The organism is Streptomyces liliiviolaceus, assembly GCF_018070025.1.
Classification (GTDB): Bacteria; Actinomycetota; Actinomycetes; order Streptomycetales; family Streptomycetaceae; genus Streptomyces; species Streptomyces liliiviolaceus.
Genome location: NZ_JAGPYQ010000001.1, coordinates 8,032,219 through 8,054,577 on the forward strand (window position 1 = coordinate 8,032,219; position 22,359 = coordinate 8,054,577).

Consider the following 22,359-nt stretch of genomic DNA (forward strand, 5'->3'; position numbering starts at 1 on the left):
TCGGGACGCGGCTCCACATTGATGGGCCCGGCACATTCGGAGGAGGAGAAAGTGGCAACACCCCCAGGCGGTTCGTCTTCGGGCAACTGGTCCTACGGCCCCGGCCAGGGCCAGGGCGGCGACGGTTCGCCGAACCGGTACAACTTTCCCTCCGCGCCGAGCCCCCGACGCCAGCAGCCCTACTCCCCTCAGGGTCCGGGCCCCTCTCCTTACGACCAGCCGCCGGCACCGCGCATCCAGCCCGTGCAGCCGCAGCGGCGCTCGCCCGAACCGTCTCCCGCGGGGAGCGCCAGCAATCCGCTGGTCCGCCCCTACGCGATGACGGGCGGCCGTACCAGGCCGCGATACCAGCTCGCCATCGAGGCGCTGGTGCACACCACAGCGCAGCCGCACCAGATGCAGGGGCAGTTGCCCGAGCATCAGCGCATCTGCAACCTCTGCCGGGAGATCAAATCGGTGGCCGAGATCTCGGCCCTGCTGACGATTCCTCTCGGTGTGGCCAGGATCCTCGTCGCCGACTTGGCGGAGGCGGGCCTGGTCGCCATTCATCAGCCCGGCGGCGACGAGAACGCCGGCGGTCAGCCAGACGTGACTTTGCTCGAAAGGGTGCTCAGTGGACTTCGCAAGCTCTAGCGGAGGGCCTTCCCGCTCCACCACGTCCGCGAAGATCGTGGTGGCGGGCGGCTTCGGCGTGGGCAAGACCACGTTCGTCGGGGCCGTCTCGGAGATCAACCCGCTGCGTACCGAGGCCGTGATGACGTCCGCTTCGGCGGGCATCGACGACCTCACCCACACCGGGGACAAGACCACCACCACGGTGGCCATGGACTTCGGCCGTATCACCCTGGACCAGGACCTGATCCTGTACCTCTTCGGTACACCCGGCCAGGACCGCTTCTGGTTCATGTGGGACGACCTGGTACGCGGCGCGATCGGCGCGATCGTGCTCGTCGACACGCGCCGTCTCGCCGACTGCTTCCCCGCGGTCGACTACTTCGAGAACAGCGGACTGCCGTTCGTCATCGCCCTCAACGGCTTCGACGGCAGCCAGCCGTACAACCCGGACGAGGTCCGGGAAGCGCTCCAGATCGGCCCCGACACCCCGATCATCACGACGGACGCCCGCCACAGGGCGGACGCGAAGTCGGCGCTGATCACGTTGGTGGAGCATGCCTTGATGGCACGCCTGCGGTAGGCCTGCGGCGCTCAGCGGTATCGAAGGGGCCCCTCTCTTGGCAGAGGGGCCCCTTCGCGTGCGTTGTCGGGTGCGGGTCCGTCGTGGCTGATCGCGCAGTTCCCCGCGCCCCTAAGGGCACCGGCCGACGACCGTGGAGCCCACCGGCGTCGGCGCGGCAGGCAAGCTCAGTTCGAACCAGATCGTCTTGCCGCCCGGGCCGAACTTCCCCTCCCCTATGGCGCATCCGCCCCACCTGTCGGCCACCGTGTCGAGGATGAGCAGCCCACGGCCGTCCTCCGCGTGCGCCGTGACCTCCGTCCGCCGTGAGCCCGGTGCCGGGGGCAGGTCGGGGCTCATGTCCGAGGCCGCGGTCAGAATGCGGCTCGGAGGACGCAGCGTCGCCCGGGCTCAGCTGGAGTACCTTCTCGAAGCTGCCGACCGTCCGAACGTAACGCTGCAAGTGATCCCGTTCGCAGCCGGTGGCTTCCCCCTGCTCGGCGACTCCTCCGTCATGTACGCGGAGGCTTCGAACAGCCATCTGGACACCGTGCAGATGGACTCGCCGACAGGAGCCGTCTTCATCGACTCCCCCGCGCAGCTCGCCAACTTCCGAACGCGACTGGACTTGGTCGAACAGGTGGCGTTGACTCCCTCCAAGTCGAGGGATTTCATCCGCACCGTCGCCAAAGAGCTGTGAGTGGGGTGTCACACGTGTCCGGCCTGAACTGGGTCAAGTCCTCGTTCTCCGACGAGGGGGGCAACAACTGCGTCGAGGTCGCCGCCACCGAAGACGGCACCGCCCTCCGCGAGAGTGACGAACCCGGGCGAATACTCGCCGTGCGGACGGAAAGCCTTTCCGCGCTGCTGGCGGCTGTGAAGCAGACCCCCTCCCCCTGAGCGAAACAGCGATCGCCGGGCCCTCTCCTCGTGGAGTGGGCCCGGCGATCGGGTGAGCTGGGGGTCAGCCCTGCCAGGAGTGCGGGGCCCGGAAGCCCGGGGTGCGTTCCAGGCGGCGCCAGCCTGCCTTCGGGCGGGTGCCGTGGGTCGGGGCCTCGGCGGGCGCGGAGGCCGCGCGGGCCAGGAGGAGTGCCGTTACCGCAGCCAGTTCCTCGGGGCCGGCGTGGCCCTTCTCGACGCGGATATCAGGAATGTCCATGGGTGTCAGTCTCCGGGAGAGAGAGGTACGCGGGGTTGCCGTCATGGGTCCGACGGGTTACTGCGGCGGGTTTCCGTGCTTGCGGGAGGGCAGGTCCGCGTGCTTGGTGCGCAGCATCGCGAGGGAGCGGATGAGGATCTCGCGGGTCTCGACGGGGTCGATGACGTCGTCGACCAGGCCGCGCTCGGCCGCGTAGTAGGGGTGCATCAGCTCTGCCTTGTACTCCTTGACCATGCGCACCCGCATCGCCTCGGGGTCCTCCGCCTCCGCGATCTGGCGGCGGAAGATGACGTTCGCGGCGCCCTCCGCGCCCATCACGGCGATCTCGTTGGTCGGCCAGGCGTAAGTGAGGTCGGCGCCGATGGACTGGCTGTCCATCACGATGTACGCGCCGCCGTAGGCCTTGCGCAGGATCAGGGAGATCCGCGGCACGGTCGCGTTGCAGTACGCGTACAGCAGCTTCGCGCCGTGGCGGATGATTCCGCCGTGCTCCTGGTCGACACCGGGCAGGAAGCCCGGTACGTCCAGCAGCGTGACGATCGGGATGTTAAAAGCGTCGCACATCTGGACGAAACGCGCCGCTTTTTCCGACGCCTCGATGTCCAGCACGCCCGCGAGGGCCTGCGGCTGGTTGGCGACGATGCCCACGACCTGGCCGTCGAGCCGCGCCAGCGCGCAGATGATGTTGCGGGCCCAGCGCTCGTGAACCTCCAGGTAGTCGCCGTCGTCGACGAGCTCCTCGATGACCTTGGTCATGTCGTACGGACGGCTGCCGTCCGCCGGCACCAGGTCCAGCAGGACGTCGGAACGGCGGTCCGCCGGGTCCTCGGACTCGGTGGTCGGCGGGTTCTCGCGGTTGTTCTGCGGCAGCATCGACAGGAGGTAGCGGACCTCCGCGATGCAGGTCTCCTCGTCGTCGTACGCGAAGTGCGCGACGCCGCTCGTCTCGGCGTGGACGTCCGCGCCGCCGAGGCCGTTCTGGGTGATCTCCTCGCCGGTGACCGCCTTGACGACGTCCGGTCCGGTGATGAACATCTGCGAGGTCTCGCGGACCATGAAGACGAAGTCGGTGAGGGCGGGGCTGTAGGCCGCGCCGCCCGCGCACGGGCCGAGCATCACGGAGATCTGCGGGATGACGCCGGAGGCGCGGGTGTTGCGCTGGAAGATGCCGCCGTACCCGGCGAGGGCCGAGACGCCCTCCTGGATACGGGCGCCCGCGCCGTCGTTGAGGGAGACCAGCGGCGCTCCGGCCGCGATGGCCATGTCCATGATCTTGTGGATCTTCGTGGCGTGGGCCTCGCCCAGCGCGCCGCCGAAGATACGGAAGTCATGGGCGTAGACGAAGACCGTGCGGCCCTCGACCGTGCCCCAGCCGGTGATGACACCGTCCGTGTAGGGCTTCTTGGCCTCCAGGCCGAAGCCGGTGGCCCGGTGCCGCCGCAGCTGCTCGACCTCGTTGAACGAGCCCTCGTCCAGCAGCAGCTCGATCCGCTCGCGGGAGGTCAGCTTGCCCTTGGCGTGCTGCGCCGCGGTCGCCTTGTCGCTGGGTCCGCGAAGAGCCTCCGCACGGATCGCCTGCAGCTCGGCCACGCGCCCACGGGCATCCGCGGGTTCGTCGGCCAAGGATTCGGTCTCGTCCAAAACGGTCATGTAGTGACCTTACGAAGTCCACCAAGGAAAGCGGGCCGTCGACTCTGTACAGTCTCCGGCCCGTTTTACTGGTAGCCCTGAACAGAACCCTGGCCGCATGCAGGCGATCCGACTGCTCAGAGGCCCTGTGGCTTGTAGGGGTTGTACAAAGCGCTCAGCTGAGAGTCACCTCACACTCCATCGATGCGCATACCGTCCCTGGAGTGACGCGCAGCCTGAGCCGGCGTCCCGTGGCGAGTACCTCGACGCCCGGATCCGCACGCACGACCCCGCGTACGGGCCGCTCCCAGACGACCTCCAGCGTCTCTCCCGTACGCGGTGGCTCGCTCACGCAGACGGTCGCCGTCCCGCCCCGGCGGCGTACGAGCACGCTCGCGGGGGCCGTGACGGAGAGCGGGCCGGCCGTGCCCGGGCGCCAGAAGTTCGCCGCGAGCAGCCCCAGCGCCGGGACGGCGACCGCCTGGCGGCCGGAGTCGTTGGCGAGGACCGACAGCCGGCGCCGGTCGGCGGCGCGGGCGGCGACCGTGCGGCGCGAGGCCCCGGGCAGCACGGCGTAGGCGTACGTGGCGTCCACCGGGTCCGTGCCGTGGTCGAGCCACAGCGTCTGCCAGCGGCGGGTGCGGCGTTCGGTGGTGGAGGTGGTGTTGATGTCGGACCAGGCGCCGGTGCGGTCCTCACGGAGGGCGTGCGGCCGGGCCCCGTCCGGAAACACCCAGCCGCCGTGGCCCTCCAGGTGGGCCCAGCCCGGACCTCGTACGAAGGCCTGGGTGCCGCCCTCCCCCAGGTTCCTGTTGTCGACGACCGTCTCGACCGGGACGCCGTCCGTGGCGGTGATGCCCGCGCCGAGGCAGACGATCGCGTCGTCGAGGCAGAACCACGACTTGCGGGCCTGGAGCGTCGAGCCGAGGCCCGGCAGGTGCTGCCCGATCGCCGCGAACTCCCCGTCCGTCGTGCCGCCGACCCACCGCGCCGCGGGCTTGGGCTCGCCCCACTCGCCGCCCGCACGGTCGGCGAGCCGTTTGGTGGACACGGTCGTCCCGGGCAGCCGGTACCAGTCGACGGTCGGCCAGTACCAGTCCGTGTACTGGCCGGACCCGCCCGATGGACCGGACCGGCTCCCGTCGGCCCACCAGTAGAGCATTCCGGCGCCCGTGTGCCAGCCGCGCGGGTTCTCGCCGTTGCCGCACTCGTAGTACGCGATCCGCTCGCTCGCCATGGAGATGTTGGCGGTGAAGCCGACACCCTTCGCGGAACCGGCGCCGGAACCCCGGTGGACCGCCCTGTCCATGGCCGCGAAGAGCTGGTGACCGGTCGGTTCGGGGGCCGCGGGGAGCGCCGAGTCGGCGACGGCGTGCAGCCGGGCCAGGTCGGCGACCCCGAACTGCCGTGCCGTCAGGATCGGTGTGACGGTGTCCCGCTCGATCCAGCCCTTGATCCTCCCCTGCCAGCGCTCGCGTTCCGCCGCGCTCGCGCCCTGGGCGAGGAGCGTGATCGCGGCGATCAGCGCCTGCCCGTGGAAGTGGTCGCTGCGCATGACCTGCCGGTCGTCGCTCTTGAGGTAACCCCGGCTGATGGCACGGCCGTTGACGCTGTCCATCATCAGCCCGTCGTGGATCAGCGGCGCGTACGCCTGCTCCACGCTGTCGAGGATGATCTGCCGGCCGGGATCGGTCACCTCCCACCGCGACCCGGCGAGCAGCGCGAACAGCCGCCCGAGCCCGTCGAGCATGACCTGCCCGTACGTTCCCGAGTAGGCGACCCAGGTGTGCTGGACGAACGACCCGTCGGCGTAGAGCCCGTCGCCCTTCGTGACGTACGGGAAGACCGGGGAGAGCGCGTCCCGGGCGAGCGCGATCTTCTCGGGGGCGCGGCCGAGGATGCCGCGCAGGGCGACGGAACGGCAGAGGTCGACACGGTTGGCGCCGGTCGAGGTGCCCGTGTAGTCGCCGAGCATGCTGTCGGGGACGAAGTGGTCGACGGCGGCGCAGGCGGCGGCGATCTGCGCGTCCGTCAGCTCGCCGTACAGGGCGGCCACGATGTCCATGAGGAGGCGGGGGCTGCCGATCTGCCACTCCCACCAGTTGCCGTAGCGGGTGGTGGCGGGGTTGTAGACGGTGGCGGAGAGGTGGTCGAGGCCGCGCAGGACGTCCGCGAGCAGGCCCGCGTCACCGGTGGACCCGGTGCCTTCCTGGACGTACGCCTGCGTCATCGTCCACAGCCTGCTGTAGGCCTGGGTGATGCCGGCGGGCGGGTCGTACGGGTAGCCGGGCCACAGCGAGTCCGCCGTCGGCGCCATGGACGCCCGGAAGCCGCGGGCCAGTTCGCCGGTCTCGGCGAGCCGTGACGCGTACGGCTCGGCGGCCGGGTCGTAGCCCGCGCCGAGGGCGATCTCCAGCCAGCGGCGGCGGAGCGTGTCGTAGGGGTCGTCGTCGGCCGCGTGGGCGACGGGGGCGGACGACAGGAGCGGGACGGCCGGTGCGAGCGCCGCCGCCAGCAGGAACGTACGTCGGGTGGAGATCATCTTCTAGCAGCCGCCGCAGTTGTAGTACAGGACGTCCCAGTGGTTGCCCTCGTCCGCGTAGATGTTGCCGGACCCCGACCGGTACTGGAGGGCTCCGTCGCCGCGCGGGCCGATGTACGTGAACGTGTTCTTGATGTAGTTCGTGACGCAGGTGCTCTTGGCGTAGTCGAGCTTGTAGCCGTTCCAGTGGGAGTACGTGCCGCTCGCGTGGCCCGTCTCGGTGCCCCCGGTGATGTTGAGGGCGCAGCCCGTGGCGCTCTTCAGCGTCTGCGCGCCCTGGGCGGTGGCGAGGTTCAGCTCCGTGAAGGACGTACAGGTGGAGTTGTCGCGGTCCGAGCAGCCGCCGGAGGACGACCAGGTGATGCCGGAGCCGCTGAACATCGAGGTCGCCGTGGCGTGGCTGATCTTCGTGACCGCGACGGCGGCGGCACCGTTGGAGGGAGCGGCGGAGGGAGCGGCGATGGCCCCCGTCGCGCCGCCGAGCACGACGGCGGCCGGGGCGGCGAGGAGGGTGAGGGCGGTCAGGGCGGAACGGAGCTTCATGGAGAGCCTTCCTGCGGACGACCGTGCCTGCTGGGGGACTTGGGGCGGCTGTGCGGTGGAGCAAGGCGATCGTGCCCGAGGTCTACACGTGTCCACCAGGGGGTCGGCGGATCACCTTAGGAGTAGACCAATGGCAACCGGGTGTAACCGGGGCAACACGTCGCGACCACAGTTGAAACCCGTAGGGAATAGGTCTATGGTCGCCCTAGTTGAACGTTAAACAGCTTCGGCACAGGGCCGGAGCTCGTCCCCCAAGGAGCCAGTCATGGGAATCTTCGGCCGCAAGGACACCGACGGCGCAACCTCGACGCCCGACGCCGGGAGCCTCGACCTCGCCGCCCTGACCGGCGACTACACGATCGACCCGTCGCACTCGACGATCGGTTTCGTGGCCCGCCACGCCATGGTCACGAACGTCAAGGGCGGTTTCCAGGACTTCACCGGCAGCCTGCACCTCGACGGCGCCGACCCGTCGCTGTCGACCGCGTCCATCGACGTCAAGATGGACAGCATCAGCACCGGCTCCGACGACCGTGACGGTCACCTGAAAAGCGCGGACTTCTTCAAGACGGAGGAGTTCCCCACGATGACCTTCCGTTCCACCGCGGCCGAGGCCCTCGGCGACGACGAGTACCGCATCACCGGTGACCTGACGATCCTCGGCACCACCAAGCCGCTCTCCATCGACCTGGAGTTCAACGGCGCGGCGAAGGACCCGTTCGGCAACGAGCGTGTCGGTTTCGAGGGCAAGGCCGTCATCCTGCGCTCCGAGTGGGGCCTCACGTGGAACGCGGCGCTTGAGACCGGTGGGGTGCTTGTCTCCGACAAGATCAAGCTGACGTTCGACATCTCGGCGATCAAGAACGCCGGCTGATCCGGGGGGGGCGACCGGACATGCGGGTCCCGCCCGGCGACCCGCGTCCGTCACTGCCCGGGGGCTCCGCCCCCTGGACCCCCGTTGCGCAGTTCCCCGCGCCCCTGAAGGAGTGCCCGCGTCCGTCACTGCCTGGGGGCTCCGCCCCCTGATCCCCCGGTGCGCAGTTCCCCGCGCCCCTGAGGAAGTGCCCGCGTCCGTCACCGCCTGGGGGCTCCGCCCCCTAGACCCCCGGTGCGCAGTTCCCCGCGCCCCTGAAGGGGCACCGAGCTCGCCCGCCCTCCGACTCCCTGCGAGCGGAAGGCGGGCGCTCGGCTGTGCGGACGACCGGCCCCGGCCACCCCAGGGGCGCGGGGAACTGCGCACCGGGGGTTCGGGGGCGGAGCCCCTGAGCGGTGACCGGAAGCCGGCGACCCAGTCGCGGATATACCGGTGCGGCGCCGCCGACCCGCACGTTAATCTCCCGCCATGACATGGCTCCCCGCCGACTTCGCCCACCCCCTCCGCGCGGACGCGCCCGGCAGGCTTCATCTGCGGCCCATCTCCGGCGACGACGCCGCCATCGACTACCCCGCGGTGATGGGCTCCAGGGACCGCCTGTGGTCGATCTTCGGCGAAGCCTGGGGCTGGCCCGCCGCCACGATCACGTACGAGGCCAACAAGGCGGACCTGGAACGGCACGCGGCCGAGATGGAGGCGCACGAGTCCTTCAACTACGTGCTGTTCGACGAGGCGGAGACCACCGAGTACGGGTGCGTGTACATCGACCCGCCGGAGAAGGCCGGTGCCGACGCCGAGATCTCCTGGTGGGTCGTCGACGAGCAGGCGGGGACCCCGCTGGAGCACGACCTCGACGCCTTCGTGCCGCGGTGGATCGCCGAGGCCTGGCCCTTCGAGCGGCCGCGGTTCATCGGCCGGGACCTGTCGTGGAAGGAATGGCTGGCCCTGCCGGACCGCACCTGACAACGGCCCGGACACGAACGGCTGGTTTCGACCCCTTGTGGCGGTGCTCACAGCGTTCCCATAATCCTTCAACAGAAATTGACCGGCTCATGACGAGAACAACGGGATCCCCTCTCGTCGAACTTGGCATGCGCCTGTCACTTCCACCCCCCACGGAAGGCATCACGTTGAAGAACCTCCTCAAGACGCTCAAGAGATGCGCGGTCGCGGGCGCCGCCGCCCTCGCGGTCATCAGCCTCCAGCCCCTGTCCTCCGCGCAGGCCGCCCCGGCGCCCGTCGTCGGCGGAACCCGCGCCGCGCAGGGCGAGTTCCCCTTCATGGTCCGGCTCTCCATGGGCTGCGGCGGCGCGCTCTACACCCAGCAGATCGTGCTCACCGCCGCGCACTGCGTGGGCGCCACCGGCAACAACACGAGCATCACCGCCACCGCCGGTGTCGTGGACCTCCAGTCCACCACCGGCCGGGTCCAGGTCAAGTCCACCAAGATCTACCGGGCCCCCGGCTACAACGGCAACGGCAAGGACTGGGCGCTCATCAAGCTCGCCGCGCCCATCAACCTCCCGACGCTGCCGATCGCCACCACCACGGCGTACAACTCCGGCACCTTCACCGTCGCCGGCTGGGGTGCGGCCTCCGAGGGCGGCGCCCAGCAGCGCTACATGCTCAAGGCGAGCGTGCCGTTCATCAGCGACGCCACCTGCCGCACGTACAGCGGGTACAGCGGCCTCGTCGCGAGTGACGAGATCTGCGCCGGTTACGCCGCCGGCGGTGTGGACACCTGTCAGGGCGACTCCGGCGGCCCGATGTTCCGCAAGGACAACGCCGGCGCCTGGATCCAGGTCGGCATCGTCAGCTGGGGCATAGGCTGCGCCCGCGCGAACGCCCCCGGCGTCTACAGCGAGGTCTCGACCTTCTCCTCCGCGATCGCCTCGGCGGCGGCGACTCTCTGACCCGACAGACACACATGCGGTACGCCGCACACGGGCCCGGCGCCGAAACGCGCCGGGCCCGTAGCGGTGTCCGTACCGGTGTCCGTAGCGGTGTCCGTACCGGTGCCCGCACCTGGGGTCAGCGGGTCAGAACCCCCCGCCGAAGTCGCTGCCGCCCCCACCGCCGAAGTCCCCGCCACCGCCGCCGTCGAAGCCCCCGCCGAAGTCACCGGAGTCGAAGTCGGCGCCGGACACGTCCCCGCCCTCGTATCCGCCGCCGCCGAAGTCCCCGTAACCGGAGCCGTAGTCGGCCGCGTACGCCGGGCCCGCCATCATCGAGCCGAGCACCGTGCCGACGAGGAGGCCGGGCAGGATGCCGCCGCCGAAGTAGCCGCCCGCCCAGGGGCCGTACGCCGGGCCCGCGTCCCAGTAGGGCCGCCGCCCGTACTCCGTGTCGACCTCGCGCACGGCCGGGTCGGTGCCCTCGGCCAGCCGGACCTGGTCGGCAGCGCAGACGGGCACCTCACGGGACGCCCCGCCCGCCGGCGTCCAGGCGGCGTCGGCGACCGACGGACCGTGGCGCGGGTCGAAGAAGCAGGGCGCCCGGCGCTCGGGAACGGGCCTGCCCTCGCGGCGCGCGGCGAGCACGGCCAGCGAGAAGCGCCCATCCTCCAGCGCCTCGGTGACGCCCCGCACGTCCTCGGGGCGGGTGGCCGCCGCCATGAAGGACTTCGCCTTGTCGTACGCGTCGAGGGAGCGTTCGTAGTCGGCGCGCATCGCGTCGTCCGCGCCCGCCTCCGCGGGGTGGAAGTCGAGCCGGTCGAGTTCCTCGCCGAAGGCGGTGATGTCCTCGTCCACGACGACGCGCAGCCGGTCGAGCGCGGCCCGCCGCTCCGCCTCCCTGCGACGGCGGTTGCGCCGCACGAGGGCGTACGCGCCCGCGCCGCCCGCCACGACGACCGCACCGACGCCGATCAGGGCGCCGGTACCGACGCCGTCGCCCTCGCCGTCGCTCCAGCCGCTGGGCGCGGAGCCGCCGACGTTGGCGAGGGCCCGGTCGGTGAAGTGGTTCAGCTGGGTGACCGCGTCCTCGCCGCGGACGCTGGTCACCAGGTTGCGCACGGCGGCGTTCGGCATGACGGAGGAGTCGGCCTTCGCGTCGAACCGGGAGCCGAGCCGGATGGCGTACAGACCCGTGACACCGGTGTCGGTGCGCAGGTTCCGGAAGAGGTTCTCCGTGGGGAAGTCCCCGGGGAGAACGGCGACGAACAGCGGTTTGTCCGCCTTCTCGATCTTCGCGGCCAGGGCGTCGGCGTCCGCGTCGGACATCACCCGGGCCATGGACGGATCGACGTACACGGGGCTCTCGCGCAGCGCGTCCGCGACGACCGAGACGTCGGTGGCGTCCGTAGCGGCGTGGGCGCCGGTGCCCCCGACGCCCAGCGCCGCGAACACGATCATGAAAACGGCCAGTCCTCGTGCCAGTACGCCCTTCATACCCCGAACCTACTCCTGACGGCCGCGATCGGCGGCCCACACCTCCTGGCACCGGGGCGCCCTTCAGGGGCGCGGGGCTGTGTTCATATCCGGCTCCGCCACGTGGGCGCGACCAGCCCCCACCGGGCCGCAGACACATGTCCACGACCCGATGGGCGGCCGTTCAGGCTGCCGTATAGGCCGCCGCCAGCTTCTCCACCGCCCGCGCATAGCGCCCCGTGAGCAGCAGATGATCCGCGTCGGCGAACGGCTTGGCCACCGCCGAAGTGATCCCCTGCCCGACCTTCTGCTGGACGATCAGCCTCGCCTTGCCGACGATCGCGCGCCCCGCCTCCTCGGCCCCGGCGCGCTCGGCGAGCGAGGCCGCGACGGCAAGACCCTTCAGAGTCGCGAGCCCACCCGACGGCACCTTCGTGAGCGTCGTCAGCCCCCACCCGTACGGGAACTGCGGGTCGTACGCCGAGTCGCCGACGTTGATCGGCAGCTGCGCCTCGGACTTCGGCCAGGTCACGGGCAGCTGACCGGTGAAGGCCCGCTTCCCGTAGAGCACGTCCGCGACCCCGTCGCCCTCCGTGCCCGGCAGCCAGGACGCGACGAGCGCGTCGATGTCACCGAGCTGGTCGCCGATGAGCTGCGGCCGGCCCGAGACGACGAGCACCACGCACTTCATGGCGCCGCACACCGTGTCGACGGCGGCCCTGTCCGCGGCCGTCAGCGCCAGGTCGTTGCCGTTGCCGACGTCGCCGACGCCCTCCGCGTACGGGGTCTCTCCGACGACCACGACCCCCACGTCATGCCCTCCGGTCGGCGCGGAGGCGTCCTTGGAGTAGGTGACGGAGCCGCCCGCCTTGCGCACCCCCTCCAGGATCGTCGTCCCGTCGGTGGTGTCTCCGGACGAGCCCTGCCAGGTGACGGTCCAGCCGCCGGTCTGGTTGCCGATGTCGTCGGCGTTGGACCCGGCGACGTACACCTTCTGGGACTTCTTCAGCGGCAGCACCCCGCCCGCGTTCTTCAGCAGGACCTGGGACTCGGCGGCGGCCTCGCGGGCCACGGCCCGGTGCTTGGCCGAGCCGATCGCCGAGGCGCCGCTCGTGTCGGCGTACGGCTTCTCGAAGAGGCCCAGCTCGAACTTCTGCGTGAGGATGCGCGACACGGCGTCGTCGATCCGCTTCTCGCTCACCCGTCCCGCCCGCACCTCGTCGAGGAGCGTGGCGTGGAAGTCCTTGTACGCGTACGGGACCATGATCATGTCGAGGCCGGCGTTGATCGACGTACGGACGTCGCTCGCGTAGTCGCCGGGGATCTGGTCGATGGCCTGCCAGTCGCTGATCACGAAGCCGTCGAAGCCCATGCGGTCCTTGAGGACTCCGTTGATCATGTCGGCGCGGGCGTGCATCTTCACCGCGCCCTTGCCGTCGCCGAGGATGTCCAGCGAGGAGTACGACGGCATGAACGTGCCCACGCCCCGGTCCACCGCGTCCTGGTACGGGGCCAGGTGGACGGCCTCCAGCTCCTGTCGGGTGACCTTGGTGACGCCCTGGTCGATCGTGTACGAGCCGGTCGTGGACGAGCCGAACTCCGTACCGCCGTCGCCGACGAAGTGCTTGGCGGTGGCGAGGACCTTGTCGTTCCTCTTCAGGTCCCGGCCGTCGGCGGCGCCCTGCAGGCCCTGGATGACGGTCTCCATGGACTCGACCAGTGCCGGGTCCTCACCGAACGACTCGTAGGTGCGGCCCCAGCGTTCGTCGCGCGCCACGCACAGGCAGGGCGCGAAGTCCCACGGGATGCCGGTGGCGCGGACCTCGGCGGCGGTCACCTTGCCCGCGTCGTGGGCGACTTGGGGGTCGCGCGTGGCGCCGATGCCGATGTTGTGCGGCAGGATCGTGGCGCCGACGAGGTTGTTGTGGCCGTGCACGGCGTCCACGCCGTAGATGAGCGGGATCTGGAACCGGGTCGCCTGCGCCCGGAGTTGGAAGCCGTCGATCATCTTCGCCCAGGCCGCGGGCGTGTTCGGGGTCGGCGTGGAGCCGCCGCCGGAGAGCAGCGAGCCGAGGTCGTACGCGGCGATGTCGCCCGGCGCGGTGAGCGCGCCCCGCTCGGCCTGGGTCATCTGGCCGGCCTTCTCGGCGGGGGACAGCCGGGACAGCAGGTCGGCGACCCGCTTCTTCACCGGCAACTTCGCGTCCAGGTACGGGAGTCCGTGGGCGTCGATGACGACCTGCGGGTTCTCGGCGGGGGCCTTGGCGCCGGTGACCGTCAGCTTCAGCGGGACGGTCTCGGCGTTCTCGGCCGCCTTGTCCCGCAGGGTCGCCACGGTCACCGTCCGCGAGGCGCCCGAGGCCGTACCGGCCGGGAAGGTCAGCTCGCCCTTGACCGGGGTGTAGTCCTTGCCGGACTCGCCGGTGCCGCCGGCCGTCTCGTACGCGACGGTGACCGGCTCCTCGATCGGCGCGGAGCCGGTGGTGGCGACCGTGATCTTCACGGCGGCCGGGCGGCCCTCCTTCACCGGGTACACGGCGGCGTCGGTGACGACGTTCGCGCGCAGTGCCTGGTCGGCCTTGCCGTACAACTCCACGCCGTCCATGGCGAACCGGTCCCTGGCGCCGACCGGGAGCGTGAGCGCGTAACCCCACATCTCGGTGAGGCCGAGGACCTGGTCGATGCCGCCGACGGGCTGGTAGTCCGTGCGGTAGACGAAGTCGGTGAACGGGATCTCCACCTGCTTCCAGCCGGTGAAGTCGTCGGTGAAGGACGTCGTCCACAGCTCGGAGGCCTCGCCGTTGGCGCCGCCGTCCTTCAGCTCGAAGTTGACCTTCTTGCCGTTGTCGCGGCCGTCCCACCAGAAGCGGATGCCCTTGCTGGCCGACCAGTCGTGGGCCGGCTCGGCGAAGGCGAAGTCGTGGGTGAAGCCTCCGTAGCCGCTGATGTCGTACGTGCCGGCCAGGACCTTGTCGCCCTGCGGTGCGTCGTCGCGGGCGGCGAGCTCCAGCGTGGGCGGGTCGTCCGCGTCGCTGCCCCAGGTGAAGATGCCCTCCGCGGGCGGGTTCGCGAAGGGGATCTCGCCCTCGAAGTTGTCCACGGGGACGGGGGCGGGGTCGTCGGCTCCGGAAGCTGGGGTCGCCGTGGCGAACGGCAGCAGGCCGGTCAGCAGGGTGGCGGAGACGAGCAGGGCGGTTCTTCGCATGGACCTTCCCTTGGCTCAGGCTTTGACGGGGGTGACCTCGCGGGGCTTAAATCACGCCGTGAGTTAACTGACGCCCCGCGAGGGCGTCAAGCCTTCGCGCCGAATCCGGGGACGGGGGTTTTCGCCCCCGCCGCCCCTACCCTTCCCGTCACTGACTCGGGGGCCAGCCCCCGAACCCCCGGTCCTCAAACGCCGGACGGGCTGAAAACGATTCAGCCCGTCCGGCGTTTGAGGACGAGCGCGCAGCGCGACAAGGGGGGCGAGGGGGCGCAGCCCCCATGCGTGGTCGGGAACGGGTAGGGGCGGCGGGGGCGAGGAAAAGGGAGCTACGCCGGCGGCTCGACACCCGCCCGCAGCAAGCCGTACGTGTACGCATCCTCCAGCGCCTGCCACGACGCAGCGATCACGTTCTTCGCGACGCCTACCGTCGACCACTCCCCCGCCCCGTCCGACGTGGAGATGAGGACGCGCGTCGTGGACTCCGTGCCGTGCTTGCCCTCCAGGATGCGGACCTTGTAGTCGACCAGTTCCAGCTTGGCGAGCTGGGGGTACAGGGTCTCCAGGGCCACCCGCAGCGCCCGGTCGAGCGCGTTGACCGGCCCGTTCCCCTCCGCCGTGGCGACGATCCGCTCGCCCTTGGCGAAGAGCTTCACCGTCGCCTCGTTGGCGTGGCTGCCGTCGGGCCGGTCCTCCACGATGGCGCGCCAGGACTCGACGTCGAAGTACCTGCGGGCCTTGCCCTCGGCCTCCTCGCGCAGGAGGAGTTCGAAGGACGCGTCCGCGGCTTCGTACGTGTAGCCCTGCAGTTCGCGCTCCTTGACCCGGCTCACGACCCGGCCGATCAGCTCGCGGTCGCCGCCGAGGTCGACGCCGAGTTCCTTGCCCTTGAGCTCGATGGAGGCGCGGCCCGCCATGTCGGAGACGAGCATCCGCATGGTGTTGCCGACCAGTTCGGGGTCGATGTGCTGGTAGAGGTCCGGGTCGACCTTGATGGCCGAGGCGTGCAGGCCCGCCTTGTGGGCGAAGGCCGAGACACCCACGTACGGCTGGTGCGTGGACGGGGTCAGGTTCACGACCTCGGCGATCGCGTGCGAGATGCGGGTCATCTCGGACAGCGCGCCCTCGGGGAGGACCTTCTTGCCGTACTTCAGCTCCAGGGCGGCGACGACCGGGAAGAGGTTGGAGTTGCCGACGCGCTCGCCGTAGCCGTTGGCCGTGCACTGGACGTGGGTGGCGCCCGCGTCGACCGCGGCGAGGGTGTTGGCGACGGCGCAGCCCGTGTCGTCCTGGGCGTGGATGCCCAGGCGCGCCCCGGTGTCGGCGAGGACGGTGGCGACGACGGCCTGGACCTGGGCGGGCAGCATGCCGCCGTTGGTGTCGCACAGGACGACGACGTCGGCGCCGGCCTCCGCGGCGGCCCGCACGACGGCCTTCGCGTACTGCGGGTTCGCCCGGTAGCCGTCGAAGAAGTGCTCGCAGTCGACGAAGACGCGGCGGCCCTCGGAACGCAGGTGGGAGACGGTGTCGCGGACCATCTCCAGGTTCTCTTCGAGGGTGGTGCGCAGCGCCAGTTCCACATGCCGGTCGTGGGACTTGGCGACGAGCGTGACGACGGGTGCGCCGGACTCGACGAGCGCCTTGACCTGCGGGTCCTCGCTCGCCTTGCCGCCCGCCCGGCGGGTTGCCCCGAAGGCGACGAGCTGGGCGTGCTTGAAGTCGATCTCCTGCTGGGCACGGGCGAAGAACTCGGTGTCGCGCGGGTTCGCACCCGGCCACCCGCCCTCGATGAAGCCCACGCCGAAGTCGTCCAGGTGCCGTGCGATGGCCAGCTTGTCCGCGACGGTGAGGTTGATGCCCTCACGCTGCGCGCCGTCGCGCAGGGTGGTGTCGAAGACGTGGAACGAATCGTCGAGCTCGCTGGTTTCGGTCATGGTTCAAGGCTCCTGAGGATCAGATCTCGGTCGGTACCGGAATGACCGGCTCCGCCGTCCCCACATGGTCCCTCGCGCTCTCGCCTCCGGCTGAGGGTGGGCCAGAAAAGCGAAAAACCCCTCGCGGGTGCGAGAGGTCTGCGCGCGGGTCGAGACGACGGTGTCCACCCGTACCTGGTCGTACGTGGTGGTCACTGCGGACCGGCGCGCCTGCTGCCAATAATCATGGCGAACGAGAGCACGGAGGCAGTCTGGCACAGACCTCCTCCGTGCTCACCGTCCGTCTCAGGATGCGAGCACTCGGTTGATCACCGGTGGATCATCGGTGCGTCACCGCAGGTGGCGGACGAACACGTCGGTGCCGTCGTTCGTGTCGCCGGCCGGGATCAGCGACGGGTCCGCGGACCGGAAGGCGATGCGGCGGGCGCCGTCGGCGATCCGGCCCGGCAGGACGTCGGCGGTGGCCGTGCCGCCGGTGGTGTCGGGCGTGACCAGGACGGTGGTGCCCGTCTTCAGGTCCCGCAGGTAGACGGGCCACTCCTTGCCGTACTGGGCGCCCGCCTCCGTCACCTCCGTCATGAACGTGACGTACCGCCCGTCGGCACTCACCGCGGGGTTACGGGTGTAGGCCTCACCGGGGCCGCCCTGGGTGCCGTGGATGCGGCGGTTGGTGCCGGTGGCGAGGTCGTGCACGAAGACGTTCCAGGCGCCGTCGGTGTCGTCGGGCACCAGGTGGGTGTCCCTGGACTCGAAGACGACCGTACGGCCGTCGCCGCTGAGGGACGGGCGCAGCGACTCCTTCTCGGTGGCCGAGCCGTCGTGGGAGCGGTCGGCCTGGACGCGCTCGCCGGTGCGGCGGTCGTACACCCAGACGTCCCCCCAGTCGTCGCCGCGCGGACCGTTGGCGTAGTTGTACTGGTAGACGACGCGGCGGCCGTCGTCGCTGACCGTCGGCTCGAAGGCGTTGCGCGGCTCCCAGGTGGGCCGCGGGTGGCTGATCCGCTCGGTGGTGCCGGCGGTCCGGTCGCGCAGGAAGACGACGGAGCCCTCGCCGGTCCCGTTCAGCGTGTAGACGGCGTACCGGCCGTTCGGGCTGACGGAGACCGCGCCGGGCGGGCCGGAGAAGCCCTCGGGGATCTCGATGCCGAACTTCTCCTGCCGGCCCGTGCGCAGGTCGAGGAGCGACACGTCGCCGGACGCGGAGTACACGAGCCGGCCGTCGTCCAGGGCCGCCACCACGTCGCCGAAGCCCGCGAAACGGGTCGTGTCGGTGCGCAGGTCGCGCAGGTACATGCCCCCGTGCGGGACGTTCGGGTCGAGGTCGTCGGCGTCCGAGGAGAAGGCGACGTACCGGCCGTTGCGGCTGATGGCGGCGTCGTCCGAGGCCCCGTCGCCCGCTCTCCCGTCGGGTGTGACGCTGACCGGCTCGGTGCGCGGTGCGGCGTGCGGGACGCCGGGCGCGGCGTTCGCCGCGGTGCCCGTCAGAGCCGTCGTGGTCAGCGCGGCGGCGACGAGAGCCTTGGCGAGTGCGGTGCGGGTGGTCGTGCGGGTGCTGGTGCGGGTGGTGCGCGTGCTGGCGTACAAAAGAATCCCCCTGGTTTCCCCGTAGCGCTCGTCCCCCGGCCCTGCGCCGAGGGCTCATCCGATGCAAACGCACCGCCGGGCAGGGGTCAATCCGTCATATCGCGTACAACCCGGACGTGCGTTCAGGCGTCCGGGGGCGTCTTCGAGGGCGTCGGCGGGCGCAGCGCCTCGTCCAGGAACTCGCTTACGTGGCCGAGGACCTGCCCCCGGTCCGTCCCCCGCAGGCCGATCGCCACATGGATGGAGAAGCCGTCGAGTAGGGCGCGCAGGCGGGTGGCGAAGCGGTCGGGGTCGACCGGCCGGAACTCGCCGCGCGAGACGCCCTCCGCGAGCAGTGCCACCAGGTCGCGGTGCCAGGCGCCCTCGATCGCGGCCTGGCGGTCGCGGGCGTCGTCGTCGGCGTTCTGCGAGCGGTTCCAGACTTCGAGCCAGAGGGTCCAGTGCGGATCGCGGTGGCCGCCGGGCACGTACAGGTCGACGTACGCGTCGAGGCGTTCGCGCGCCGGAGCCGCCCGGGTCAGCAGCCGGCCCCGCTCGGTGCCGAGCAGGCCCTCGCTCCATTCGAGGGTGCGCAGCAGCAACTCGTCCTTGGAGCGGAAGTAGTAGAGGAGATGGCCGCTGCTCATCCCGACCTCCCCGCCGAGCGCCGCCATGGTGAGCTTCTCCAGCCCACGCTCGGCGATCATTCCCATGGCCGCGGCGAGGACGTCCTCACGGGGCGGCGCGGTGTTGCGCCGACGGGTGGTCACCGTGCCTCCTCGCGGCCGGCCTTCGGCTGCTGCTGGGTGATGCAGTGGATGCCGCCGCCGCCCGCGAAGATCGCCCGTGCGTCCACCAGCGTGACCGTCCGGTCGGGGAACAGACGGCGGAAGATGCCGGCCGCGGTCTCGTCGCGCGGGTCGTCGAAGGCGCAGAGGACGACTCCGCCGTTGCAGAGGTAGTGGTTGATGTACGAGTAGTCGGCCCAGTGGCCGTCGGCCTCCAGGACCGTCGGGGCGGGCACCTCGACGACCTCGACGCGCCGGCCGCGCGCGTCGGTCGCGGACCGCAGCAGCCCGATGATCTCCTTCGACACCTCGTGGTCGGGGTGGGCCGGGTCGGGCTGGGAGTGCGCGACGACGACTCCGGGGCGGGCGAAGGCGGCGACGATGTCCACGTGTCCGAGGGTGCCGAAACTGTCGGGGGCCCCGTGGTCCCCTGCGCCGGGCGGGGCCGGGTAGTCGCCGGTCAGGCCGCGTGGGAGCCAGATCGCCTTGCGGGTGCCGAGCATGCCGTGGATCTCGGCCTCGACCTCCTCGCGGGTCCAGCCGGGGTTGCGCTCGGGCCCGAGCTGCACGGTCTCGGTCAGCAGGACCGTGCCCTCGCCGTCGACATGGATCGCGCCGCCCTCGTTGACGAGCGCCGAGGCGTACGTACGGGCGCCGGCGAGGTCCGACACGTACGCCCCGATCGTGGCGTCGTGCTCCCAGCGGGCCCAGGCCTGCGCGCCCCAGCCGTTGAACGTCCAGTCCACGGCGGCGAGTTCGCCCTCGGCCCCGGTGAGGAAGGTGGGGCCGATGTCCCGCATCCAGGCGTCGTCGAGGTCGTGCTCGACGGTGTCGATGCCGGGGCCCAGCAGGGCTCGGGCCTCCGCGGACCGGCCGGGTCCGCACACGACCGTGACCGGCTCGAAGCGGCGTACCGCGCGGGCCACCGCCGCCCAGGCAGCGCATGCCTCGGCGAGGTCGGCGGGGTCGTCGAAGGTGGGGTTCGGGCCCGGCCACGCCATCCAGGTGCGTTCGTGCGGGGCCCACTCGGCGGGCATGCGGAAGCCGTCGGCGGCAGCGGTCGTCATCGGGTGATCCTCAGAGGAAGTACAGGCGGTTGAGTGACACGGACTCGGCCGGCTCCGAGCGCAGGGGGTCGCCGTCGAGCGTGACCAGACCGGTGTCCCGGTCCACGTCGACGTCTCCCGTACGGGAGTTGAGACGCAGGTCCGCAGGGCCGATGCCGCGGGTGCCGCGCACGGCCACCCGGCGCCGACGGGTCGGCATGAGGTCGTTGCCCTGGTCGAGCGCCGCCTGTGCGACGAACGCCACCGAGAGGTCGGCGGGGGTGCCGCCGTGCGCCCCGAACTGCGGGCCGAGCACCAGGGGTTCACAGGTGTCGGTGGCCGCGTTCGGGTCGCCCACGACCCCGTACGCCGGGAAGCCGGACTTCAGGACGAGTTGGGGCTTCGCGCCGAAGAACTCGGGGCGCCACAGGACGATGTCGGCGAGCTTGCCGGTCTCGATGGAGCCGACCTCGTGGGCGAGGCCGTGCGCGAGGGCCGGGTTGATCGTCAGTTTGGCGAGGTAGCGCAGGACGCGCGCGTTGTCGTCGTCCGGGCCGTCGCCCTCCAGCGGCCCGAGCTGGGCCTTCATCTTCCCGGCCATCGCGAAGGTCCGGCGTACGGTCTCGCCCGCGCGGCCCATGCCCTGCGCGTCCGACGAGGTGATGCCGATGGCGCCGAGGTCGTGCAGCACGTCCTCGGCGCCCATGGTCCCGGCGCGTATCCGGTCGCGGGCCATCGCCGCGTCGCCGGGCAGGTCGGGCTTGAGGTCGTGGACGGAGACGATCATCCCGTAGTGCTCGGCGACCGCGTCCCGGCCGAAGGGCAGCGTGGGGTTGGTGGAGGAGCCGATGACGTTCGCCACGCCCGCCATCTTCAGGACGTTCGGTACGTGGCCGCCGCCGCAGCCCTCGATGTGGAAGGCGTGGATGGTCCGGCCGTCGAGGACGCTCAGGGTGTCCTCGACGGACAGGCACTCGTTCAGGCCGTCGCTGTGCAGCGCGACCTGTACGTCGTGCTCCTCGGCCACGCGCAGCGCGGTGTCCAGGGCTCGGGTGTGGGCGCCCATGTCCTCGTGGACCTTGAAGCCGGACGCGCCGCCCTCGGCGAGGGCCTCGACGAGCGGGGCCGGGTCCGAGGACGAACCCCGGGCGAGGAAGCCGATGTTGACCGGCCAGGCGTCGAACGCGTTGAAGGCGTGCCGCAGGGCCCAGGGCGAGTTGACGCCGACGCCCCACACGGGGCCGAACTCCTGGCCGACGATCGTCGTGACCCCGGAGGCGAGCGAGGCCTCCATGATGCGCGGCGACAGCAGGTGCACATGGGTGTCGACGGCTCCGGCGGTGGCGATCAGGCCTTCGCCGGAGACGATCGTCGTGCCGGTGCCCACGACGACATCCACGCCGTCGAGGGTGTCGGGGTTACCGGCCCGGCCGATCGCCGTGATCCGGCCCTCCCGGATGCCGATCGACACCTTCCTGATCCCCTGCGCCACGTCCATCACGAGGACGTTGCTGATCACGACGTCGCAGGTGTCGCGGACCGCCGCGGCCTTGAGGTGCAGTCCGTCGCGGGCCGTCTTGCCGAACCCGGCGAGGAACTCGTCGCCGTACTTCTGGGCGTCGGACTCGACGCGGACGGTCAGCCCGGAGTCGCCGAGGCGGACGCGGTCGCCCGCGCGGGGTCCGTGGGTGGCGGCGTACTCGTACGGGTTCATGCGTTCCCTCCCTCGGGGGCGACCGCTCCCAGGTATCCGCAGGCCGCCGCTCTGCGCAGGGCCTCCGCCTTGGCGCCCGGGGCGTCCAGCGGGCCGTCCACGAGGCCCGCGAAGCCGATCGCCACGCGGTCGCCGCCGATCGGCAGGAGGCCGACCTCGACCGTCTCGCCCGGGGCGAAGCGGGTGGACGCGCCGGCGGGGACGGCGAGGTGGGTGCCGTAGGCGGCGGCACGGTCGAAGGCGAGGCGGGGGTTGGCCTCGAAGAAGTGGAAGTGGGAGGTCACCGAGACGGGGACGGTGGCGGTGTTGGTGACGGTGAGCGTGCGGGTGGGGTGGGGGTCGGTGTGCTCGGGGCCGGGCAGGAGGGCGCCCGGGGCGGCCGGGCCCAGCCCGCCGCCGATCGGGTCGGTGACGATCGCGAGGCGGGAGCCGTCGTCGAAGACGGCCTCCACGTGGACCTCCGTGACGATGTCCGCGACGCCGGGGAGCACGTCGTCCGGGCCGAGTACCGATCCGGCCGCGGCGATGGCCTCCGCGAGCCGCCGTCCGTCGCGGGCCGCCTCGCAGACGGCGTCCGCGATGACGGCTGTCGCCTCGGGGACGTTCAACTTCAGGCCGCGGGCTCGGCGGGCACGGGCGAGTTCGGCTGCGCCGAAGAGGAGGAGGCGGTCGCGTTCGGTGGGAGTGAGTCGCATATTGAGCACCACTCTAACGCTGGGGCCGCTGCAGGGATAGATCTACCTGCGGTTCAGCCTGCCCTTATTTGAGCAGCACTCTAAGTGAAGGAGCTGCTTGCGGGCGGCGGGTGGACGGGTGCGGGTCC

At 71.2% G+C, this 22,359-nt stretch carries 20 protein-coding genes; 7 read left to right on the forward strand and 13 right to left on the reverse strand.

The window, feature by feature from the left end; genetic code table 11:
• Positions 1 to 51: 51 nt before the first annotated feature.
• Together J8N05_RS34060 and J8N05_RS34065 are read left to right on the forward strand one after the other, a co-directional pair.
• Complete coding sequence (locus tag J8N05_RS34060; RefSeq protein WP_107021942.1) at positions 52 to 633, forward strand: DUF742 domain-containing protein; 582 nt, start codon at positions 52 to 54, stop codon at positions 631 to 633.
• Positions 614 to 1,195 carry a GTP-binding protein gene (locus tag J8N05_RS34065; protein WP_006375305.1) on the forward strand — a complete coding sequence of 194 codons (582 nt, stop codon included), beginning with the start codon at positions 614 to 616 and terminating at the stop codon, positions 1,193 to 1,195. The genes J8N05_RS34060 and J8N05_RS34065 overlap by 20 nt, the downstream gene beginning before the upstream one ends.
• Before the next feature lie 111 nt (positions 1,196 to 1,306).
• On the opposite strand, the gene J8N05_RS34070 is transcribed toward J8N05_RS34065, so the two are convergent.
• On the reverse strand, positions 1,307 to 1,534 hold the full coding sequence (locus J8N05_RS34070) for an ATP-binding protein (RefSeq protein WP_247706619.1): 228 nt from the start codon (positions 1,532 to 1,534) through the stop codon (positions 1,307 to 1,309).
• On the opposite strand from J8N05_RS34070, the gene J8N05_RS34075 reads away from it, so the two are divergent.
• Both J8N05_RS34075 and J8N05_RS34080 read left to right on the forward strand, forming a co-directional pair.
• A complete protein-coding gene (locus tag J8N05_RS34075; protein WP_247706620.1) occupies positions 1,533 to 1,874 on the forward strand; it encodes a DUF5753 domain-containing protein in 342 nt (113 codons plus the stop codon). The genes J8N05_RS34070 and J8N05_RS34075 overlap by 2 nt on opposite strands.
• A 14-nt stretch (positions 1,875 to 1,888) precedes the next feature.
• Positions 1,889 to 2,074, forward strand: coding sequence for a DUF397 domain-containing protein (locus J8N05_RS34080; RefSeq protein WP_210889562.1), 186 nt, complete (start codon positions 1,889 to 1,891; stop codon positions 2,072 to 2,074).
• A 64-nt stretch (positions 2,075 to 2,138) separates the two neighbouring features.
• Here J8N05_RS34080 and J8N05_RS34085 read toward each other — a convergent pair whose 3' ends face one another.
• From J8N05_RS34085 to J8N05_RS34100, 4 genes are all read right to left on the reverse strand, one after another.
• Positions 2,139 to 2,333 carry an acyl-CoA carboxylase epsilon subunit gene (locus J8N05_RS34085; RefSeq protein ID WP_210889564.1) on the reverse strand — a complete coding sequence of 65 codons (195 nt, stop codon included), beginning with the start codon at positions 2,331 to 2,333 and terminating at the stop codon, positions 2,139 to 2,141.
• 57 nt (positions 2,334 to 2,390) lie between these two features.
• The gene (locus J8N05_RS34090; RefSeq protein ID WP_210889566.1) at positions 2,391 to 3,983 is read right to left on the reverse strand and encodes an acyl-CoA carboxylase subunit beta; all 1,593 of its coding nucleotides are present in this window, start codon (positions 3,981 to 3,983) and stop codon (positions 2,391 to 2,393) included.
• Between the two features lie 154 nt (positions 3,984 to 4,137).
• Positions 4,138 to 6,504 (reverse strand): polysaccharide lyase 8 family protein, encoded by a 2,367-nt coding sequence (locus J8N05_RS34095; RefSeq protein WP_210889568.1) that lies wholly within the window; start codon positions 6,502 to 6,504, stop codon positions 4,138 to 4,140.
• A gap of 3 nt (positions 6,505 to 6,507) precedes the next feature.
• Complete coding sequence (locus J8N05_RS34100; protein WP_210889570.1) at positions 6,508 to 7,047, reverse strand: hypothetical protein; 540 nt, start codon at positions 7,045 to 7,047, stop codon at positions 6,508 to 6,510.
• Positions 7,048 to 7,312: 265 nt separating this feature from the next.
• Here J8N05_RS34100 and J8N05_RS34105 point away from each other — a divergent pair, with 265 nt between their 5' ends.
• The 3 genes from J8N05_RS34105 to J8N05_RS34115 all read left to right on the forward strand — a co-directional run bounded on the left by J8N05_RS34105 (position 7,313) and on the right by J8N05_RS34115 (position 9,834).
• Positions 7,313 to 7,921 carry a YceI family protein gene (locus J8N05_RS34105; RefSeq protein WP_210889572.1) on the forward strand — a complete coding sequence of 203 codons (609 nt, stop codon included), beginning with the start codon at positions 7,313 to 7,315 and terminating at the stop codon, positions 7,919 to 7,921.
• Between the two features lie 468 nt (positions 7,922 to 8,389).
• The gene (locus J8N05_RS34110; protein WP_210889574.1) at positions 8,390 to 8,884 is read left to right on the forward strand and encodes a GNAT family N-acetyltransferase; all 495 of its coding nucleotides are present in this window, start codon (positions 8,390 to 8,392) and stop codon (positions 8,882 to 8,884) included.
• A 167-nt stretch (positions 8,885 to 9,051) separates the two neighbouring features.
• Complete coding sequence (locus J8N05_RS34115) at positions 9,052 to 9,834, forward strand: serine protease (RefSeq protein WP_210889576.1); 783 nt, start codon at positions 9,052 to 9,054, stop codon at positions 9,832 to 9,834.
• Between the two features lie 126 nt (positions 9,835 to 9,960).
• On the opposite strand, the gene J8N05_RS34120 is transcribed toward J8N05_RS34115, so the two are convergent.
• The 8 genes from J8N05_RS34120 to ureA form a co-directional block, all read right to left on the reverse strand.
• Positions 9,961 to 11,310, reverse strand: coding sequence for a hypothetical protein (locus J8N05_RS34120; RefSeq protein WP_210889578.1), 1,350 nt, complete (start codon positions 11,308 to 11,310; stop codon positions 9,961 to 9,963).
• A gap of 163 nt (positions 11,311 to 11,473) precedes the next feature.
• On the reverse strand, positions 11,474 to 14,494 hold the full coding sequence (locus tag J8N05_RS34125; RefSeq protein ID WP_210889579.1) for a glycoside hydrolase family 3 protein: 3,021 nt from the start codon (positions 14,492 to 14,494) through the stop codon (positions 11,474 to 11,476).
• 326 nt (positions 14,495 to 14,820) lie between these two features.
• The gene (gene cimA / locus J8N05_RS34130) at positions 14,821 to 16,425 is read right to left on the reverse strand and encodes a citramalate synthase (protein WP_210889581.1); all 1,605 of its coding nucleotides are present in this window, start codon (positions 16,423 to 16,425) and stop codon (positions 14,821 to 14,823) included.
• Between the two features lie 330 nt (positions 16,426 to 16,755).
• The gene (locus J8N05_RS34135) at positions 16,756 to 18,009 is read right to left on the reverse strand and encodes a TolB-like translocation protein (protein WP_247706621.1); all 1,254 of its coding nucleotides are present in this window, start codon (positions 18,007 to 18,009) and stop codon (positions 16,756 to 16,758) included.
• A 122-nt stretch (positions 18,010 to 18,131) separates the two neighbouring features.
• On the reverse strand, positions 18,132 to 18,701 hold the full coding sequence (locus J8N05_RS34140) for a TetR/AcrR family transcriptional regulator (protein WP_247706809.1): 570 nt from the start codon (positions 18,699 to 18,701) through the stop codon (positions 18,132 to 18,134).
• A 53-nt stretch (positions 18,702 to 18,754) separates the two neighbouring features.
• Positions 18,755 to 19,843 carry an agmatine deiminase family protein gene (locus J8N05_RS34145; protein WP_210889585.1) on the reverse strand — a complete coding sequence of 363 codons (1,089 nt, stop codon included), beginning with the start codon at positions 19,841 to 19,843 and terminating at the stop codon, positions 18,755 to 18,757.
• A gap of 10 nt (positions 19,844 to 19,853) precedes the next feature.
• Positions 19,854 to 21,536 carry an urease subunit alpha gene (locus tag J8N05_RS34150; protein ID WP_210889587.1) on the reverse strand — a complete coding sequence of 561 codons (1,683 nt, stop codon included), beginning with the start codon at positions 21,534 to 21,536 and terminating at the stop codon, positions 19,854 to 19,856.
• On the reverse strand, positions 21,533 to 22,231 hold the full coding sequence (gene ureA / locus J8N05_RS34155) for an urease subunit gamma (RefSeq protein ID WP_210889588.1): 699 nt from the start codon (positions 22,229 to 22,231) through the stop codon (positions 21,533 to 21,535). The genes J8N05_RS34150 and ureA overlap by 4 nt, the downstream gene beginning before the upstream one ends.
• Positions 22,232 to 22,359 lie beyond the last annotated feature (128 nt).

Bases quoted from the DNA above. Each gene is read 5' to 3' on its own strand.
- J8N05_RS34075 (WP_247706620.1), top strand. From the start codon at position 1,533: ATGTCCGAGGCCGCGGTCAGAATGCGGCTCGGAGGACGCAGCGTCGCC.
- J8N05_RS34070 (WP_247706619.1), bottom strand. From the start codon at position 1,534: ATGAGCCCCGACCTGCCCCCGGCACCGGGCTCACGGCGGACGGAGGTC.
- J8N05_RS34085 (WP_210889564.1), bottom strand. From the start codon at position 2,333: ATGGACATTCCTGATATCCGCGTCGAGAAGGGCCACGCCGGCCCCGAG.
- J8N05_RS34090 (WP_210889566.1), bottom strand. From the start codon at position 3,983: ATGACCGTTTTGGACGAGACCGAATCCTTGGCCGACGAACCCGCGGAT.
- J8N05_RS34095 (WP_210889568.1), bottom strand. From the start codon at position 6,504: ATGATCTCCACCCGACGTACGTTCCTGCTGGCGGCGGCGCTCGCACCG.
- J8N05_RS34100 (WP_210889570.1), bottom strand. From the start codon at position 7,047: ATGAAGCTCCGTTCCGCCCTGACCGCCCTCACCCTCCTCGCCGCCCCG.
- J8N05_RS34105 (WP_210889572.1), top strand. From the start codon at position 7,313: ATGGGAATCTTCGGCCGCAAGGACACCGACGGCGCAACCTCGACGCCC.
- J8N05_RS34110 (WP_210889574.1), top strand. From the start codon at position 8,390: ATGACATGGCTCCCCGCCGACTTCGCCCACCCCCTCCGCGCGGACGCG.
- J8N05_RS34120 (WP_210889578.1), bottom strand. From the start codon at position 11,310: ATGAAGGGCGTACTGGCACGAGGACTGGCCGTTTTCATGATCGTGTTC.
- J8N05_RS34125 (WP_210889579.1), bottom strand. From the start codon at position 14,494: ATGCGAAGAACCGCCCTGCTCGTCTCCGCCACCCTGCTGACCGGCCTG.
- cimA (WP_210889581.1), bottom strand. From the start codon at position 16,425: ATGACCGAAACCAGCGAGCTCGACGATTCGTTCCACGTCTTCGACACC.
- J8N05_RS34140 (WP_247706809.1), bottom strand. From the start codon at position 18,701: ATGGGAATGATCGCCGAGCGTGGGCTGGAGAAGCTCACCATGGCGGCG.
- J8N05_RS34145 (WP_210889585.1), bottom strand. From the start codon at position 19,843: ATGACGACCGCTGCCGCCGACGGCTTCCGCATGCCCGCCGAGTGGGCC.
- J8N05_RS34150 (WP_210889587.1), bottom strand. From the start codon at position 21,536: ATGAACCCGTACGAGTACGCCGCCACCCACGGACCCCGCGCGGGCGAC.
- ureA (WP_210889588.1), bottom strand. From the start codon at position 22,231: ATGCGACTCACTCCCACCGAACGCGACCGCCTCCTCCTCTTCGGCGCA.